This window comes from Hymenobacter sediminicola (assembly GCF_014250515.1).
Taxonomy (GTDB): Bacteria; Bacteroidota; Bacteroidia; order Cytophagales; family Hymenobacteraceae; genus Hymenobacter; species Hymenobacter sediminicola.
Genome location: NZ_CP060202.1, coordinates 2,620,985 through 2,634,427 on the forward strand (window position 1 = coordinate 2,620,985; position 13,443 = coordinate 2,634,427).

Annotated in this window: 17 protein-coding genes and 1 tRNA gene; 14 read left to right on the top strand and 4 right to left on the bottom strand. The window is 60.6% G+C overall.

The features are described from left to right. Position 1 precedes the first annotated feature (1 nt). The 12 genes from H4317_RS11195 to H4317_RS11250 all read left to right on the top strand — a co-directional run bounded on the left by H4317_RS11195 (position 2) and on the right by H4317_RS11250 (position 8,407). On the top strand, positions 2–1,822 hold the full coding sequence (locus H4317_RS11195; protein WP_185886687.1) for a hypothetical protein: 1,821 nt from the start codon (positions 2–4) through the stop codon (positions 1,820–1,822). 85 nt (positions 1,823–1,907) lie between these two features. Then, on the top strand, positions 1,908–4,064 hold the full coding sequence (locus tag H4317_RS11200) for a hypothetical protein (RefSeq protein ID WP_185886688.1): 2,157 nt from the start codon (positions 1,908–1,910) through the stop codon (positions 4,062–4,064). Next, complete coding sequence (locus H4317_RS11205) at positions 4,061–4,897, top strand: hypothetical protein (RefSeq protein WP_185886689.1); 837 nt, start codon at positions 4,061–4,063, stop codon at positions 4,895–4,897. The genes H4317_RS11200 and H4317_RS11205 overlap by 4 nt, the downstream gene beginning before the upstream one ends. Beyond that, a complete protein-coding gene (locus H4317_RS11210) occupies positions 4,897–5,139 on the top strand; it encodes a hypothetical protein (protein ID WP_185886690.1) in 243 nt (80 codons plus the stop codon). Before H4317_RS11205 ends, H4317_RS11210 begins: the two co-directional genes overlap by 1 nt. Before the next feature lie 105 nt (positions 5,140–5,244). Next, entirely contained in the window at positions 5,245–5,550 is a 306-nt protein-coding gene (locus H4317_RS11215) for a hypothetical protein (RefSeq protein WP_185886691.1), read from the top strand. A gap of 5 nt (positions 5,551–5,555) precedes the next feature. Continuing rightward, the gene (locus tag H4317_RS11220; protein ID WP_185886692.1) at positions 5,556–5,909 is read left to right on the top strand and encodes a hypothetical protein; all 354 of its coding nucleotides are present in this window, start codon (positions 5,556–5,558) and stop codon (positions 5,907–5,909) included. Next, positions 5,839–6,207, top strand: coding sequence for a hypothetical protein (locus H4317_RS11225; RefSeq protein WP_185886693.1), 369 nt, complete (start codon positions 5,839–5,841; stop codon positions 6,205–6,207). Before H4317_RS11220 ends, H4317_RS11225 begins: the two co-directional genes overlap by 71 nt. After that, complete coding sequence (locus H4317_RS11230; RefSeq protein ID WP_185886694.1) at positions 6,207–6,719, top strand: hypothetical protein; 513 nt, start codon at positions 6,207–6,209, stop codon at positions 6,717–6,719. Before H4317_RS11225 ends, H4317_RS11230 begins: the two co-directional genes overlap by 1 nt. Further along, positions 6,712–7,293, top strand: a complete 582-nt coding sequence (locus H4317_RS11235) for a glycoside hydrolase family 19 protein (RefSeq protein WP_185886695.1) — start codon at positions 6,712–6,714, stop codon at positions 7,291–7,293. Before H4317_RS11230 ends, H4317_RS11235 begins: the two co-directional genes overlap by 8 nt. Before the next feature lie 26 nt (positions 7,294–7,319). Then, positions 7,320–7,517 (top strand): hypothetical protein, encoded by a 198-nt coding sequence (locus H4317_RS11240; RefSeq protein ID WP_185886696.1) that lies wholly within the window; start codon positions 7,320–7,322, stop codon positions 7,515–7,517. After that, the gene (locus H4317_RS11245; protein WP_185886697.1) at positions 7,518–7,883 is read left to right on the top strand and encodes a ubiquitination-like system serine protease family protein; all 366 of its coding nucleotides are present in this window, start codon (positions 7,518–7,520) and stop codon (positions 7,881–7,883) included. Further along, positions 7,880–8,407 (top strand): hypothetical protein, encoded by a 528-nt coding sequence (locus tag H4317_RS11250; RefSeq protein WP_185886698.1) that lies wholly within the window; start codon positions 7,880–7,882, stop codon positions 8,405–8,407. The genes H4317_RS11245 and H4317_RS11250 overlap by 4 nt, the downstream gene beginning before the upstream one ends. Before the next feature lie 157 nt (positions 8,408–8,564). On the opposite strand, the gene H4317_RS11255 is transcribed toward H4317_RS11250, so the two are convergent. Continuing rightward, complete coding sequence (locus H4317_RS11255; protein ID WP_185886699.1) at positions 8,565–9,146, bottom strand: hypothetical protein; 582 nt, start codon at positions 9,144–9,146, stop codon at positions 8,565–8,567. 95 nt (positions 9,147–9,241) lie between these two features. On the opposite strand from H4317_RS11255, the gene H4317_RS11260 reads away from it, so the two are divergent. After that, positions 9,242–9,499, top strand: a complete 258-nt coding sequence (locus H4317_RS11260) for a hypothetical protein (RefSeq protein WP_185886700.1) — start codon at positions 9,242–9,244, stop codon at positions 9,497–9,499. Here H4317_RS11260 and H4317_RS11265 read toward each other — a convergent pair. The 3 genes from H4317_RS11265 to H4317_RS11275 form a co-directional block, all read right to left on the bottom strand. Beyond that, complete coding sequence (locus tag H4317_RS11265) at positions 9,474–10,616, bottom strand: acyltransferase family protein (RefSeq protein ID WP_185886701.1); 1,143 nt, start codon at positions 10,614–10,616, stop codon at positions 9,474–9,476. The two genes, H4317_RS11260 and H4317_RS11265, sit on opposite strands and share 26 nt — an antisense overlap. Before the next feature lie 36 nt (positions 10,617–10,652). After that, on the bottom strand, positions 10,653–11,867 hold the full coding sequence (locus H4317_RS11270) for an acyltransferase family protein (protein ID WP_260625636.1): 1,215 nt from the start codon (positions 11,865–11,867) through the stop codon (positions 10,653–10,655). Positions 11,868–12,181: 314 nt separating this feature from the next. After that, a tRNA-Ser gene (locus H4317_RS11275) sits at positions 12,182–12,269 on the bottom strand. 202 nt (positions 12,270–12,471) lie between these two features. Here H4317_RS11275 and H4317_RS11280 point away from each other — a divergent pair. After that, the gene (locus H4317_RS11280; RefSeq protein WP_185886703.1) at positions 12,472–13,443 is read left to right on the top strand and encodes a VWA domain-containing protein; all 972 of its coding nucleotides are present in this window, start codon (positions 12,472–12,474) and stop codon (positions 13,441–13,443) included.

The following is a 13,443-nucleotide window of genomic DNA, read 5'->3' on the forward strand; positions in this document are numbered from 1 at the left end:
GATGCCCGTTGGACTTACCGCCTCCGTTTCTACCTCCTGTCAGCCCAGCGGCACGCTACGCGTGCGGCTTACGTCCGTTGCCTCCAGCAGCGTGAACCCGGCCGCGCTCTACATCACCGTGACCGATACGGCGACTTCTGCCATAGTCGGGCAGGACAGCTACAACGGCTCCAGCCATACGTTCACCTTTACGCTCCCTGACGGCGAGTACCTGATTCAGGGCGTTGATCAGGATGAGAACCCGGTAAGCCGCACGGCAACCCTGGCCTGCGCCGGGGGCAGCCCTGGCACCGGCGGCTGCAACTTGGCTGTGTCGAACGTCGTGCCGGTCGCACCAACCACGGCAACCGGTACCGGCTCGGTTCGCCTCACTACGGCAACCGGAGCCAGCCTCGTGTTTATTTCCGTGCTGCTGGCCGGCACCAACCAGGTGCTGGGCAGTCTGAACGGGGCCCCTGGGGCGCACGAAATCTTTAGCCTCGCCCCCAACGACTACGAGCTGGTCGTAGTCGACAGCGCGGGCTGCGAGCAACGCAGCCTGTTTACGCTGCCTGCCTACCAGGCCCCGGCGGCGGTTTTCGGCTGCACCGACCGCAACGCCACGAACTTCAACGGCAATGCCACGGCCGACAACGGCACCTGCGTGTATACACCGGTTGAGCGTGTCCCGGTGTTCGGGGTGCCGCTGCTGCAAACGTTACGGTTTGTGGTCGAGCAAGCGGATAACGGCTGCGACACGTTTGAGCATGCCGACAACACGCTGTTCTGCCAGCAGCGCCGGCCCGGCCTGCAGATGCGGCCCCGCTACCGGCAGAAAGTGCAGCTCTGCGACGCGGTGCGGGTGCAGGTGCTTACCAATTACACGGCCGTGGAAGCAACGGTGCGCCGGCAAGCGGATGGCGTTACCCTGCGCACGATTGCCCTAAGCCGGGCGCTCCAACTCGAAGGCCAGGCCCCGCCCGTTGCCGTGGAGCTGTTTGACAACGGCGACGGCTACACCCGCCTGCAGGGCGCGGCCGGGCAGTTGCCCAGCGCGTTGCGCCAAGCCAGCCGGGTCGTACTGGAAACGGGCGTAGCAGCCGGCAGCTACCGCCGGCGCGACAGCGGTATCGATCCGGATACCGGCGATGCGTATTATGTGTGCACCCGCCCCTGGCCGGGTGGAGGGTCACAGGAAGGAACGGCCTCCTGGCAGCTGACCGGCCCGGGCTTCGATGTGTGGGAAGCAGATATTGATCTGACCGGGTTGCCGGAAGGCGACTACGAAGTGCGGCTGCGGGCAACCGATACCGACGCGTCCTTCCCGCCGGCCGTGGCCATCTCCGAGCCGCTGTGGCTGGCAGCCGAGCACCGCAACACGGTGGTGCTGGAATACGGCAACCGCGACAACGGCTACGGCATGGTCTTCACCACCGGCATGCAGCCACGGCTGCGGGTCGATGGTGTTTTCTTCCGGCGGGCGGCGCCGGGCGGCACGCTGCAGGTGCACCGCAACAGCGACGACTCGCCCGTGGTGCTGGCCTCCACCGCGCGGCGCCTGACGCTGCTGGAAACCTACCAGCTACCGGACTGGCTGCACGAGAAGCTGTTTCTGCTCTGCCGGCTGGATACGCTCTTCGTGAATGGCAAGCGCTACAGTGCCGGCGAGGCTGCTTACGAGGTCACGGCCAACGAGACGTATGCGCTCAGCAACGGCAAAGTGGCGCTGGAGCAGGTCGGCTGGCTGGGAGCGGGCAACGGGGCAGATGCCGGTGAGCTGGCCCAGGACGATAACCTGCTGGAGCTGCGCGGCGGCGGCTTCCTGCGCCTACGCGGCCGCTAAGCCCCACCCGTACTTCCGGGGGTAAAAATCCGGAATTAATGTTGTTATTTTACAAACATTAGCTTTCAACCTGCGTCCTACTCTTATGGCCAACCGTGATGTCCTGCGCTTTCCTTCCTGGCAGGGGCCGCTGCCTGCGGATGCCATTCTGTGGTTCACCGACGTGGCGTCGGATCAGGAGTACCGCATTACGCCGGAGCAGCTGGTAGGCGGGGCAACGGGCGCGGCCAATGCGTTGCGGGGCACGAATAAAATCGTTTCCTACCTGCAGCCCTTTGCCGGCATGCCAGCCGGTATGGCTACCCGGGAAAGCCTGTTGCCCGGCTCTCTGTGCCCGGAAGTGCGCTGCATCGTGCTCAACAGCGCCCTGCCAGCCGAAGCCGCCGCGGGCGTAACCGGGAAGCTGAAAGTATATGTGCTGGCGCTGGACCCGGAAGGGCCCCTCACGACGTTTGCCGATGCCGGCACCGGCACGGCTACGGTGCGGTGTGCCTGGGTAGAGGAAGGCACTATTGAAGCCGCGCTGGCCGGCACGCCCCGCTTTAACAACCTGCGCGAGCAGTATCCGCTGGGGTTTGAGGTGAAGGAAATCGTAGATGATGGGGCCCTGCTGCTGTTCCAGGCCGAGCAGGAAATGTTCCGCGAAACGTTCGACGATGACCGGATTCCGGCACCGACGCGGGGCGGCAACGCCTACTGGAAGGAAATCAGCCCCTCCCCCTACTCTCACCGGCAGAATACGGATGCGGGTACGCTGCTCGACCGCTTCATCATTCAGCTGGCCTCACAAAATCAGGAGCAGGGTCTGCAGCGCACGATGCTGGGCTTTGGCAAGGGCCAGGGCGGCCGGCCAACTATGTTGGCGCTACGGTGGCAGAATGAGGACAACTCGCCTGCGGCCGTGCTGGAGGTCTGCTATGATTTCAAGTCGGACACTAATTACGAAGCCGATCCTGACCTGGAGCAGAACCAGTGGGAGCCTCTGGGCGGCGGTCCCGGCGGCCTGCGCGTGTTCGATGGCAACCCGACGACGGCGCTGGCCGGCCAGCAGTGGCTGTTTCCCGACGACGGTATTTATGTAGCCTTATCCGATTTCGAGTTCGAGGAAAACCCGGATGCTTCCGGCGACTGGGAGCTACTGCTGAAGGCACCGCGGGAAGTGTTCTGGGCCTCGCTGCCGCTGGCCCCCGGCAACTACACGACCATTGCGCAGTACCTGACCAACGCACTCAATGCCGACCCGCGTCTACCGGTTACGCGCCCGAGCGGCCGTACGGTGTACGTGGAAGGCAGCGGGCAACTGCTGAGCGGGGAGCGGGGCAACCCGAGCCGGCCGTTCGTGCAGTTTTCAACCGGCATTTCCTCTGCCCAGCCCGGCGACACCGTCGAGGTGCGGGTGGGCGGCACCAATACGGTATCAGGTCGTGCGGCGTATTCCACCGGCGTCACAGTAGACCGGAATCTGGTGGTGCAGGGCATCGGCCGACCCCAGCTCTGGAACACCGACCTGGGTTTTGCCAGCAGTTCGCTGATGACGTCGATGCGACTGCTGGGCCTGGTATTTACCAAGCCCATGCAGGTAGTGCCCAACAGCACCGTGGCCCGCCGGATCGAGTTTGAGCATTGCGACTTCGGGCCGGAGTTCTACCTGCGCCTGGAGCGGGACCTGACCCCGACCGACCAGCTGCAGGTTATTCGCTTCACGCGCTGCACCTTCGACCACCAGCGCACCGATTTTGCCTTTATCGAGTTCAACAGCAGCACGGTGCACACGCAGCGCTACCTGGTGGAATTTCTGGACTGCACGATTCGCATTGCCAGCAAGCCGCTGGCCGGGGGCATCATGCGCAATGACATGCTGCCACAGCAGGTCAAGCTGCTCGGCACTACCACACTGGAGCTGGTCGCCGGGCAGGCGCTGGGCGCGGTGACCAATCCTACCAGCGTGGCCGTACCCGACACCTTCTGGTATGTGGATCAGCGCCTGACAGCTGGCCCGGGGCCGGGCACCGATGTTACGGAGCTGGTAGCACAGTTTGCCGGGGGCGCCGCTCAGGAAACCACGCTGCTGATCTATGCCGACGCCGCCGGCACGTTCCAGCTCTATTCCAGCACCGGCGTTTCGGCGGTGAGCTACAAGAAAAACGGCGCGGCCCAGGCCCTGCCAATTACCGTAGCGGCCGGCGACACGCTCTCGATTCTGGCTACCGGTACAGGCACCGTACGCCTGCGGAAAATATGATGCGGCGCATCTACTTCGCCGCGGCCGTGCTGGTGCCCACCGAGCCGGTCTATAACGATGCCGATGCGGCGGCCTTCCTGAGTGCGGCCGGCATCGGTAACGCCGCCCAGCAGCAGGCCGTGCACCGGCTGGCCGTGGAACTGAAGGAAGCCGGGCTGTGGGCCAAGCTGCACGCGGTGTATCCGTTTGTAGGCGGCACGGCGCAGGCGCACAAGCTGAACCTGAAAAACCCGGCCGATACCGATGCGGCCTTCCGCCTCACCTTCGTTGGCGCACCGGTGCACAGTGCCGGCGGCGTGCAGTGGGACGGGGCCACGCAGTACGCCGATACGCACTACGTGCCCAGTGTGCAGCTCAGCGGCAGCAGCGGGGCTGCGCTGGGCTACTACTCCACCACGAACAGCGTAGCGGGTGACGTGTACGAAATGGGGGCGTACGTCTCGGCTTCCAACGCCTTTTTCGTGTGCGTCAATAACGGCGCCTTCAGCCCGGCGCGGCCGTTCTACGCCGCGTTTGGCAACCAGCAGGGAGCCAATAGCAGCGACAGCCGGGGCAATTACGTGGTGCGGCGGGCGGCGGGCTCCCCGGCCGGGGCCCGGCTCTTCCGCAACGGAGGGGAGCAGAACCCTGCCGCTGCCACCCAGACCGACAGCACGGGGCCGCCGGCCTGCTCGGTGACGCTGGGCGTGCTGAACGTGAACGGCGGGCTGTATGGCTACAGCAACCGCGCCTGCGCCTTTGCCCACCTGGGGCCTGAGCTGAGTGATGCGGAAATAGCGGCGCTGCATGCCTGCACCCAGACCTTTCAGACCACCCTCAACCGCGCCGTGTGATGCCTTACTACTTCGTGATTTCCGACGCCCTGTTCGCCAAGCTCGACGGCCGCACCGGGCCTTTCAGCCAGTTCGCCTGCCGCCTGACCACCGATGGCCGCCGCGCGTGCGCAGTGGGCACCGTGAGCGAATACCCGGAAAGCTTCGCCGGCCACCGTCCGCTCGTGGTGGAGTTGGAGCCGGCCGACTTCGCCCCGCTGGCCGTGCCTGAGGGGCTGCCCGGCTATACCGCCTCCACTTAATCCCTTGCCCGTCCAAACCACTATCCACCGTGACCCGCTAATCCTGTGACTCCCGTGACCACTCGAACCCAAGATATCGCCGAGAAGGCTGCCGCACGTGAGGGGATGAATACCCGCCTCTGGGTGATGGGCGGTGTCGTGGCTGGCCTGCTGCTTTTTGTGCAGGCGCTCATGACGTTCGTCATGACCAATGCGGCCTCCAAAATGGATGCCTATTCCAAGTCCCTGAGCGAAGTGCTTACGGCCGTGCAGGTGATGAATGCCCGCAATGAAGCCCTGACGCAACGCGTGCTGGAGTTGGAAAAAGCGAAGGGGGATGCCGCCGCAACCCACAGCAACTTCGATGTGCGCCTGCGCAGCGTGGAGCAGCGGGCGGCTATTCACGATCAGTTCATGACCAGCACCAAATAAGCCCCATGAAAAACCTCCCCCTCATCCTCTGTGCCGCCGCCGTGCTGGCTGCCCTCGCCTTTGGCTTCTACTTCCACCGCAGCGCTACCCAAGCGCAGGCCCGCGAAGCCACCGCAGCTGCCAAGCAGGTAGCGGCGCAACGCCGGGCCGATAGCCTGGAAACCGAACTCGCCACTGCTGCCCAGTGGGCGGCGGCCGACATCCTCCACTCCGCCGGCATCGAAGCCGGCAAAAAAGCTGATGCTGATGAAGCCCGTATTCGTGCTACTCCTGCTGCTGGCTGGGCTGATGACAGCCTTGCCCGGTTCCTCGCAAACCCTTCCGGCCACCATCTGCACGCCCCGGGCGCAGGCCGCTAAGAATGCCGACAGCATCCGCGTGCTGCCTACAGTGCGGGAAAAGCTGGCCGGCGCCCGCCTCGAAGTGCAGGGCCTGGAGCAGAAGCTCAGCCTGAGCCAGGGCCAACTCTATGATGCACGTGCCGATATCCGGGGACTGAAAACCGATAATGCCGGGCTGAAAGAAATGGTGCTGGCCACGAAGGCGGAAGCCGATGGCTGGCACATCAAGGCCCGGCGCCGGGGCTGGGGGATTGGCATCGGCATTGGCCTGCCACTCACCTATGGCGGCTACAAACTCTTTCGCGCTTTACGCTAATGCTACAGACTCTACCCCTTTGGACCTGGTATGTGATGGGTGCCGTGCTGGCGCTGGTCGCACTGCTGCTGCTGGTACGAGCCAGCCAGGGCAAGTTCGGAGAGCTGCTGGTTCGCTCCCTGACCGAAGACAACCGCTTCTCGCCGCGCCTGCTCACCACGTTTGCCATCGTGGCCGTGACCGTCTACCTCGAATTGCGGGGCGCGCACATGCAGCCGGAAATCGTCGGCGGCGTGCTGCTCACGGGCTACCCGCCCGAATATGTGCTGCTGGCCAACATCGGCCTGATTGCCGCCCTGCTGGGCATCGGTACCTGGGGCAAGGTGCAGCTGGGCAAAACGGTGCCTGATACCGTGGTGCAGTCGGATGAGACAACCATCAAGACCGACAATGTGCAGGTGAACAAAACCACCCCTGCTACTCCAGCTACCACGCCACCCGCGCCCGAGGCCGATTTACCACCGCGCCCGGAATTCAACATGGATCTGCTCAACCAAGCCGCTCATGATTAACCGCGCTAATTTTTTCGCCGCCATCCGGGCCACCCTGTTTGGCGGCTCGCTCAGCAAGGAGGAAGTCGCCAACATGGAAGGCATCCTCGACTGCGCCCTGGAAGCCGCGCTGCCCGTGCAGCAGATTGCCTATGTGCTGGCCACCACCTTTCACGAAACCGCCGGCACCATGCGCCCGCTCAAAGAGTACGGGCTGGGCAAAGGCCACGACTACGGCAAGATGCTGGACATGGGCAAAGGCAAAGGCCAGCGCGTGCCCTACACCGAGCCGCCGCACCTGTTCTTCGGCCGCGGCTACGTGCAGCTCACCTGGCTCAGCAACTACCGGGGCGCGGGCAAGAAGCTGGGCATTGACCTGGTGAACCATCCTGACCTCGCGCTGAATCCAGCCACGGCCGCACAGATCCTGGTGCGCGGCATGAAGGAAGGCTGGTTCACGGGCAAGCGGCTCAGCGAGTATTTCACCACCCAGGGCGCCGATGTGCTCCGGGCCCGCCGCATCGTCAACGGCAACGACAAAGCCGAGCTGATTGCCGGCTATCACGCCAAGTTCCTCTTCGCGCTTACCTGCTAATTCATTTCACTTAATCCCTTACTGCCATGAAACTCCCCCTGCCCATCATTTCGCTGCCCACTATCGTGCTGTGGGTACTTGCCATCATCGTTGGCCTGACCAACTACCACCCGTCCTTCCTGAGCTATCGGGCCTTTACTGGTATCCTGTTTAGCCTGGCTGTACTGGCGACGGTGTACCTGATCTGGCGCGGCATCCGCAACGCAAACAAGCCGGTTCGCTAGATGGATACGGCCGTACTCCTGCCCATCAGCAATACGCCGGGCTACTACCTGTTCTACTGCCCTGGCTGCAAGGAAAGCCACCGCATCAACACGAACCCGGCCAACCCCGGCGCGTGCTGGACACTCACGGGCACACCCGAAAAGCCGACGATTCGCGCTAGTGTATTAGTGCGCAGCGGCCATCATGTGCCCGGTGGCACCGCGAAGGATGGCCGGTGCTGGTGTGACTACCACCGCGAAAACCCCGGTAGCGGCGCGCCGCACTGCTCAGTCTGCCACTCCTTTGTAACGGATGGCCAGATACAATTCCTCGCCGACTGCACGCACGAGCTGGCCGGCCAAACTGTAGCCCTCCAACCTGTATGAGCACGCACCTGATTAAAAAGGGCCACCACCAGGACAACCGCCCGTTCTCCTCATGGCCCCACATCGGCCGCAAGAGCATTGCGTTCTGGGTCACGTTTGGGCAGGATTGCGCCTACTCCCTACCTGATTACTACGCCGCCAACGTCAATAAGCTCTTTGGCCTGAGCTTCGGGTTCTTCGGCGTGCACCGCAACAGTGCCCGGTTCGGCTGGTACTGGGACCCCGAGCAGCAGTGCATGCGCCTAATTGCCTACTGCTACACGGATGGCGTGAAGGACTGGAATCTGCGCAAGGAGTTTCCGGTAGTAGGTCGGGCCCAGCTGGGCCAGCGCGTGCTGTGCCGACTCGTGGTAGAGGCGGACGCCTATCACTTCAGCGTATCGGATGCCAGCGGACAGCTGGTGAGTGAGCTGCGTCTGGCCCGGCCCAAGCACCTACCAGGTTTTGGCCTCACGCACTCGCTCTACTTCGGCGGTGAGTTGCCTGCGCCGCACGATATGCACATTGAGATGCAGAAGGCATGAGGCGGCATCATCGTTTCGGCTTCTGCTATTGGTGCCGGAAGTAGCGCGTATTACCTTCGTCGTGCCAATCAAACCCGTGCGGGGGCGAAGCGGCAGCCTATTGCAAAAGAAAAGCCCCGACCTGTAGAGGTTGGGGCTTTTCTTTTGCAATAGGCTGCTACACTATATCATATTTGGCTAACTCCGTTCTGATGATAGTTATCTTATTACTCTGAATCTGCAAATATTTGTTGGCTGTATCAATAATAACAGGTGTCTCTGTGTCTATTCTTTCCAATCTCAAGCTATTAATTTTATCCTCATCTTCTTTGGCAACAGCATATATTGAGGTGGTGTTCGCATTTATCAGCGCATACAATCTATCTTCTTCATCTTTTGTATCGAATCTTGCGAAATACGCGCCGAAATTGTAGTCATTCCTCATCTCTAATCGTCTATGTTCGTTGATAGCAAGCGCCCTTTTTGCTATACCGACAGCCAGTTGCTTATGATCCCTGTATTGCAGATAGAACACTCTTATTGGCTCTAATTCCGCCATATGCGCCTGCAGCACTTTAACTATCTCTTCCCCTGCATTTATTTTTTTATTAATATAAACAGCTCGCAAAGACATATTGTGTTCACTGTGTTTTTGTTTGGAATCAAGCAGTTTACTGTATGCATTAAAAGCGTTATTAAGAAAAGCTGTAGCAAAAGAGACTATGGCTGAGGCAGCAGCAATCCATAATGCAGTTTCCATAAGCGAGGAATTCAAGTATCAAATGTTGTTTTAAGAATAGCTTCAGTTAAAAAGCCAAAACTTGGCGAAGTTAGCAAAGCTCCTATCTTGGGCACATGCCTCTACCCTCGCTCTACGCCTTCAACCAGCTGCCGCTCAATGCCCAGATCGGGCTGGTCGTATTCGAGGGCACCTTCCTGACCAACCGCTTTGGGGAGCATGGCGACTACATTAACCTCTATCATATGGGCAGCTTCTTCGCTGAGCTCTATTATGATGCCGAGCTGAACTACATGCATGCCTGCCGCACTTTCGTCAGCAGCTCCCAGTTGGAAGCATACATGGATTTCATTGACCTACCAGCGCTTTCGTAGCCCGCAGGCGGTTATGCAGCGGATGTTCGACGAGCGTGTATAGAAGGATGGACAGGCCCACGTAGAACAGCAGGCACAGCAGGTTATTGTCTGTTACGTAGCGCCGGAATAGCGTGTCTACCGCGCCCAGGTGAATCAGGTACAGCACATAGGAGCTTTTGCCCAGCACGTCAAACGTGCGGCTTTCCAGCAAGGTGCGCAGCAGGGTCCGCTCGTACAGCAGCCCCCAATACAGTGCGCACACGGCTACTGGCAGCACCAGGTTGCCGGCCAGAATGGAGCCGTAGGACTGGTCGCGTGGGTCGATGGCCAGCCAACCGATGTGTTGGAGCAACGCATGGCCGGCCATAAACAACAGGATGCCAGCCGCGCCGGCCACCGTGTAGTAGCTGTTCGGGCGGGGGCTGCCGCCCTGCTTTCTTAGCCACAGGGCCAGCGCCATGCCGTAGATGAACTCGGCGCTGCGGCCAAAGAACGTGAAGCGGAGCATGAACTTGAGGCTGCCCATCAGCCCATAGATGTAGCGGTCCGTGAGCCAGTCTACTACGCCAACCAACAGGGCTCCGATAAGCACGAAGGCCACGGGGTAGAGCAGCAGCCGGCGCCAGGTGCGGCGCAGAGCCACTATCAGGAAAGGCGCCAGGATATAGAACGTCTCCTCCACCGTCAGCGACCAGGCCGTGGGCAGGCCTGTGTTGAGTAGGTACGAGAAGTAGCCCCGCAGCAGCGTCAGGTTGAGCAGCACGATGCGCACCTTGCCGGCCACGGTGTAGCCTTCCGGCCATTCGAAGCGCGTGTGCAGCGGGTGCCAGACCATCACGGCAAACGTGAAGCAGGTCAGCAGCAGGTAAACGGGGTAGATGCGGGCGAAGCGGTTCTGCAGATACGGCCGGAACCAGCGCCGCTCCAGCCTGACGCTCTCCACGTAGCGGGCCGTTATCAGAAAACCGCTCAACACAAAGAACAGTGAGACGCCGATGTGGCCCTGTTGCAGAAAAGTGGTAAACAGGGGCTGGCCGGCCACAGCGGCCGGACTCATATGAAACACTACGACCAGCAGCGCCGCCACGGCCCGGATACCAGTCAGCGCTGGATAGTATGCGGTTTTTTCGGCCATACTACAGCGAGGTTACTTCCGGGGAAATTTGAGGGATCATATCGTTCTGGCGGAAGCAGGTAGTGCCGAAGACCCTTCTGCCAGTCCCAGCCGCCGTCGAACCCATGGATGAAACTGTTTTTCCAGCGCATATCCCGCTGTCAACACCACCGCTACCAGCAGCGCAAAACGAACAAGGAACGTGAGAGGAGTGCCCGAAAACCACTCCACCCACTGAAACATATGCAGCACCGGCCCATGTATGATGTACACGCCATAGGAAATGCCACCCAGCCCCGCGAGTCGATGCAGCACGCGGGTACTAGCGGCATCGGCGAGTGTATTGCGGCCAAGCATGAGCCATAGCCCACTGAGATAGAAGCCGCCCGCTACCAGGTTAGGAGCCAGGTATACCTCCTCAATGTGAGTAGCCAGGTGCACGAACGTCAGGGCCGGAGCGAGCAGCAGAAACAGCAGGATGGGGCGGCGAAACCGGAAGTCAATGCCGGCGAAGCACAGCACGAAGCAGAGCGCGTAGGGCAGAAAGGCAAAGTCCATCGGCCGTATCTGCGTGGCGAACGGGTCCAGGGCACGGTCAAAGCGCCACCACTCGCCGCAGAAATCCAGCAGCACCTTACGCAGGCCCATGTCGAGCACATTGAAGTAATGCAGGCTCAGTAGAAACAGCAGGCCGCCGACGAGTTGTCGTGGGGCGAGAGACACTTTGGCGGCCGTGCGGCGATAGTCACTTAGCCACAGCCCGGCCAGCCAAAACACAAAGCCCAGAGCATAGGAGCTCGGCAGCGGAGTGGCGGGGTTGAGAGCCATGTTGCCTAGCCCTACGGCAAGGAAACCTGCCAACACAGGCACTACAGGCAGGCGGTAGTACGAGATGGGAATAAAGAGCAGGTAGTAAATCACTTCGTAGTGCAGCGACCAGGAAGCGCCGTTTTCACGGATGACATCCGTGAGCAATACCTGCGTCAGGCTCAGATTCCCCAGGATGGTGGTGAGCGGGTAAGGGCCCGCAATGACAATGGCCAGCACCATGGCCAGCAGGTAAATGGGGTAGATGCGAATGATCCGCTTTTTGAGATATTCCCTTATATCGGCCCGACCTGTGAGAGGCGGGGTAGAGCGTCCAATCACATAGCCACTGAGCACAAAGAACAGCAGCACGGCCAAATGAGAGGGCGGCAGGAAGGCCAGCACGCTTTGCGGAACATAGCCGGGGTCGAGCAGGTATCTGTTCTCAATACAGTGACACCACACGACAATAAAGGCAGCAACCCCGCGCAATGCATCCAAGGCGGTTCTTGAGTTGACAGACGACATTTCAGGTATTGCTATGGGCGCAAATATATGCTCGCCTCATCTTCTCAGTGTAAACATCCAAATCCGCATACTTCTAATATGGCCAGCCCCGATGCCCACCCGGCGGCTAGCTGTCCTACGGCAAAGACTGAGAGAGCACAAAAATCAGGTAGCATTTGTACCCCAGCGCGCACACTCACGCACACACCAAAGAAAAACCCCCGAAAAAACCGCGTTGACGCAGTGCTTTCGGGGGTTTTCCTAGTATAGTGCGGAGAGGGGGGGATTCGAACCCCCGGTAACCTTTAGAGCTACGGCAGTTTAGCAAACTACTGGTTTAAGCCACTCACCCACCTCTCCATTTGGTGGTCTCTTCCGGCTGAAGAGTGCGCAAATATACAAGGAGAACCGATAAACAACCCTTTTTCAAAAAAAATATCTTCACCTTGGCCCCTGTAAAGGCGACTAAAACGGGAAGCCGCCCCCCTATATTTGTCCGGAATCAGAGCGGGTTTGAAACCGCTTCTTGTATGACATTCATTCCGTTGCCTTTCATTTTGCTGTGCTGAACTGGGCGTACTCCATAACGTGGAAAGAGGGTCTGGCTGTCGGTATTTTTTTTGCGCTGTACCTCGGATTTATTCTGCGCACACGCCGACTGGCGGCCCCGCTGGGCCAGCAGGGCTGGCGCCTGAGCCTAAAACTGGTGCTGCGGATGCTCTATTTCGGGTTGCTGGGCATGGCACTGTTGGGGCCAGCCTATGGCCTTACCCGCCGCCCTGTGCGCACAACGGGCAAGGACGTGTGGCTGCTGGTTGACCTCTCGCGCTCCATGGATGCGCCGGATATTGCTCCTACCCGCCTGCAAAAGGCCAAGGCAGAACTGGCAACGCTGGTCAGCCGCTTTCAGGCCGACCGAATAGGCCTCATTGTATTCGCCGCTGAAGCCTACGTGCAGTGCCCCCTCACCTACGACCAGAGCGCCCTGCAACTATTCCTGAGCACGCTGCAAACAAACCTAGTTCCGGCGGGCACTACCGACCTGACACCACCGCTGGAACTGGTGATGAGCCGACTGGAAAAACTTCCCCCAACGGCTACGCCACGCGCCACTGCCTTGGTATTGGTGAGCGACGGCGAAGATTTTGGGGAGAACCTGGAGCCCACACTACGTGTACTGGCCCGTTCCGGCGTGCGGCTCTTTGCGCTCGGGGTTGGTACGCTGGATGGCGCGCGCCTGCCCCGTGCCAAGGGAGGCTATGTGCGCGATGCGCGTGGGCGTGATGCTGTGACCCGCCTGGCTCCTACCCCACTCCAACGCTTAGCAGAACAAACCGGCGGCCGCTATTTCGAGTTGTCAGACCGGCGAGATGAGTTTCCACTGCTGGTGAATGCTCTGAACCGGTTGGAAGGCCAAACGGAACAAGTCCGAACCGTATCGGTAGCCGACAACCGCTACCGATACCCACTGGCGCTGGCGCTACTTCTCATGGCGCTGGATATACTTCTGACCGTGCGTGTTATTAAACTATGA

What these genes read in the sequence shown, in the direction of transcription:
- H4317_RS11195 (WP_185886687.1), top strand. Translation starts at nt 2, where the DNA reads ATGCCCGTTGGACTTACCGCCTCCGTTTCTACCTCCTGTCAGCCCAGC.
- H4317_RS11200 (WP_185886688.1), top strand. Translation starts at nt 1,908, where the DNA reads ATGGCCAACCGTGATGTCCTGCGCTTTCCTTCCTGGCAGGGGCCGCTG.
- H4317_RS11205 (WP_185886689.1), top strand. Translation starts at nt 4,061, where the DNA reads ATGATGCGGCGCATCTACTTCGCCGCGGCCGTGCTGGTGCCCACCGAG.
- H4317_RS11210 (WP_185886690.1), top strand. Translation starts at nt 4,897, where the DNA reads ATGCCTTACTACTTCGTGATTTCCGACGCCCTGTTCGCCAAGCTCGAC.
- H4317_RS11215 (WP_185886691.1), top strand. Translation starts at nt 5,245, where the DNA reads ATGAATACCCGCCTCTGGGTGATGGGCGGTGTCGTGGCTGGCCTGCTG.
- H4317_RS11220 (WP_185886692.1), top strand. Translation starts at nt 5,556, where the DNA reads ATGAAAAACCTCCCCCTCATCCTCTGTGCCGCCGCCGTGCTGGCTGCC.
- H4317_RS11225 (WP_185886693.1), top strand. Translation starts at nt 5,839, where the DNA reads ATGACAGCCTTGCCCGGTTCCTCGCAAACCCTTCCGGCCACCATCTGC.
- H4317_RS11230 (WP_185886694.1), top strand. Translation starts at nt 6,207, where the DNA reads ATGCTACAGACTCTACCCCTTTGGACCTGGTATGTGATGGGTGCCGTG.
- H4317_RS11235 (WP_185886695.1), top strand. Translation starts at nt 6,712, where the DNA reads ATGATTAACCGCGCTAATTTTTTCGCCGCCATCCGGGCCACCCTGTTT.
- H4317_RS11240 (WP_185886696.1), top strand. Translation starts at nt 7,320, where the DNA reads ATGAAACTCCCCCTGCCCATCATTTCGCTGCCCACTATCGTGCTGTGG.
- H4317_RS11245 (WP_185886697.1), top strand. Translation starts at nt 7,518, where the DNA reads ATGGATACGGCCGTACTCCTGCCCATCAGCAATACGCCGGGCTACTAC.
- H4317_RS11250 (WP_185886698.1), top strand. Translation starts at nt 7,880, where the DNA reads ATGAGCACGCACCTGATTAAAAAGGGCCACCACCAGGACAACCGCCCG.
- H4317_RS11255 (WP_185886699.1), bottom strand. Translation starts at nt 9,146, where the DNA reads ATGGAAACTGCATTATGGATTGCTGCTGCCTCAGCCATAGTCTCTTTT.
- H4317_RS11260 (WP_185886700.1), top strand. Translation starts at nt 9,242, where the DNA reads ATGCCTCTACCCTCGCTCTACGCCTTCAACCAGCTGCCGCTCAATGCC.
- H4317_RS11265 (WP_185886701.1), bottom strand. Translation starts at nt 10,616, where the DNA reads ATGGCCGAAAAAACCGCATACTATCCAGCGCTGACTGGTATCCGGGCC.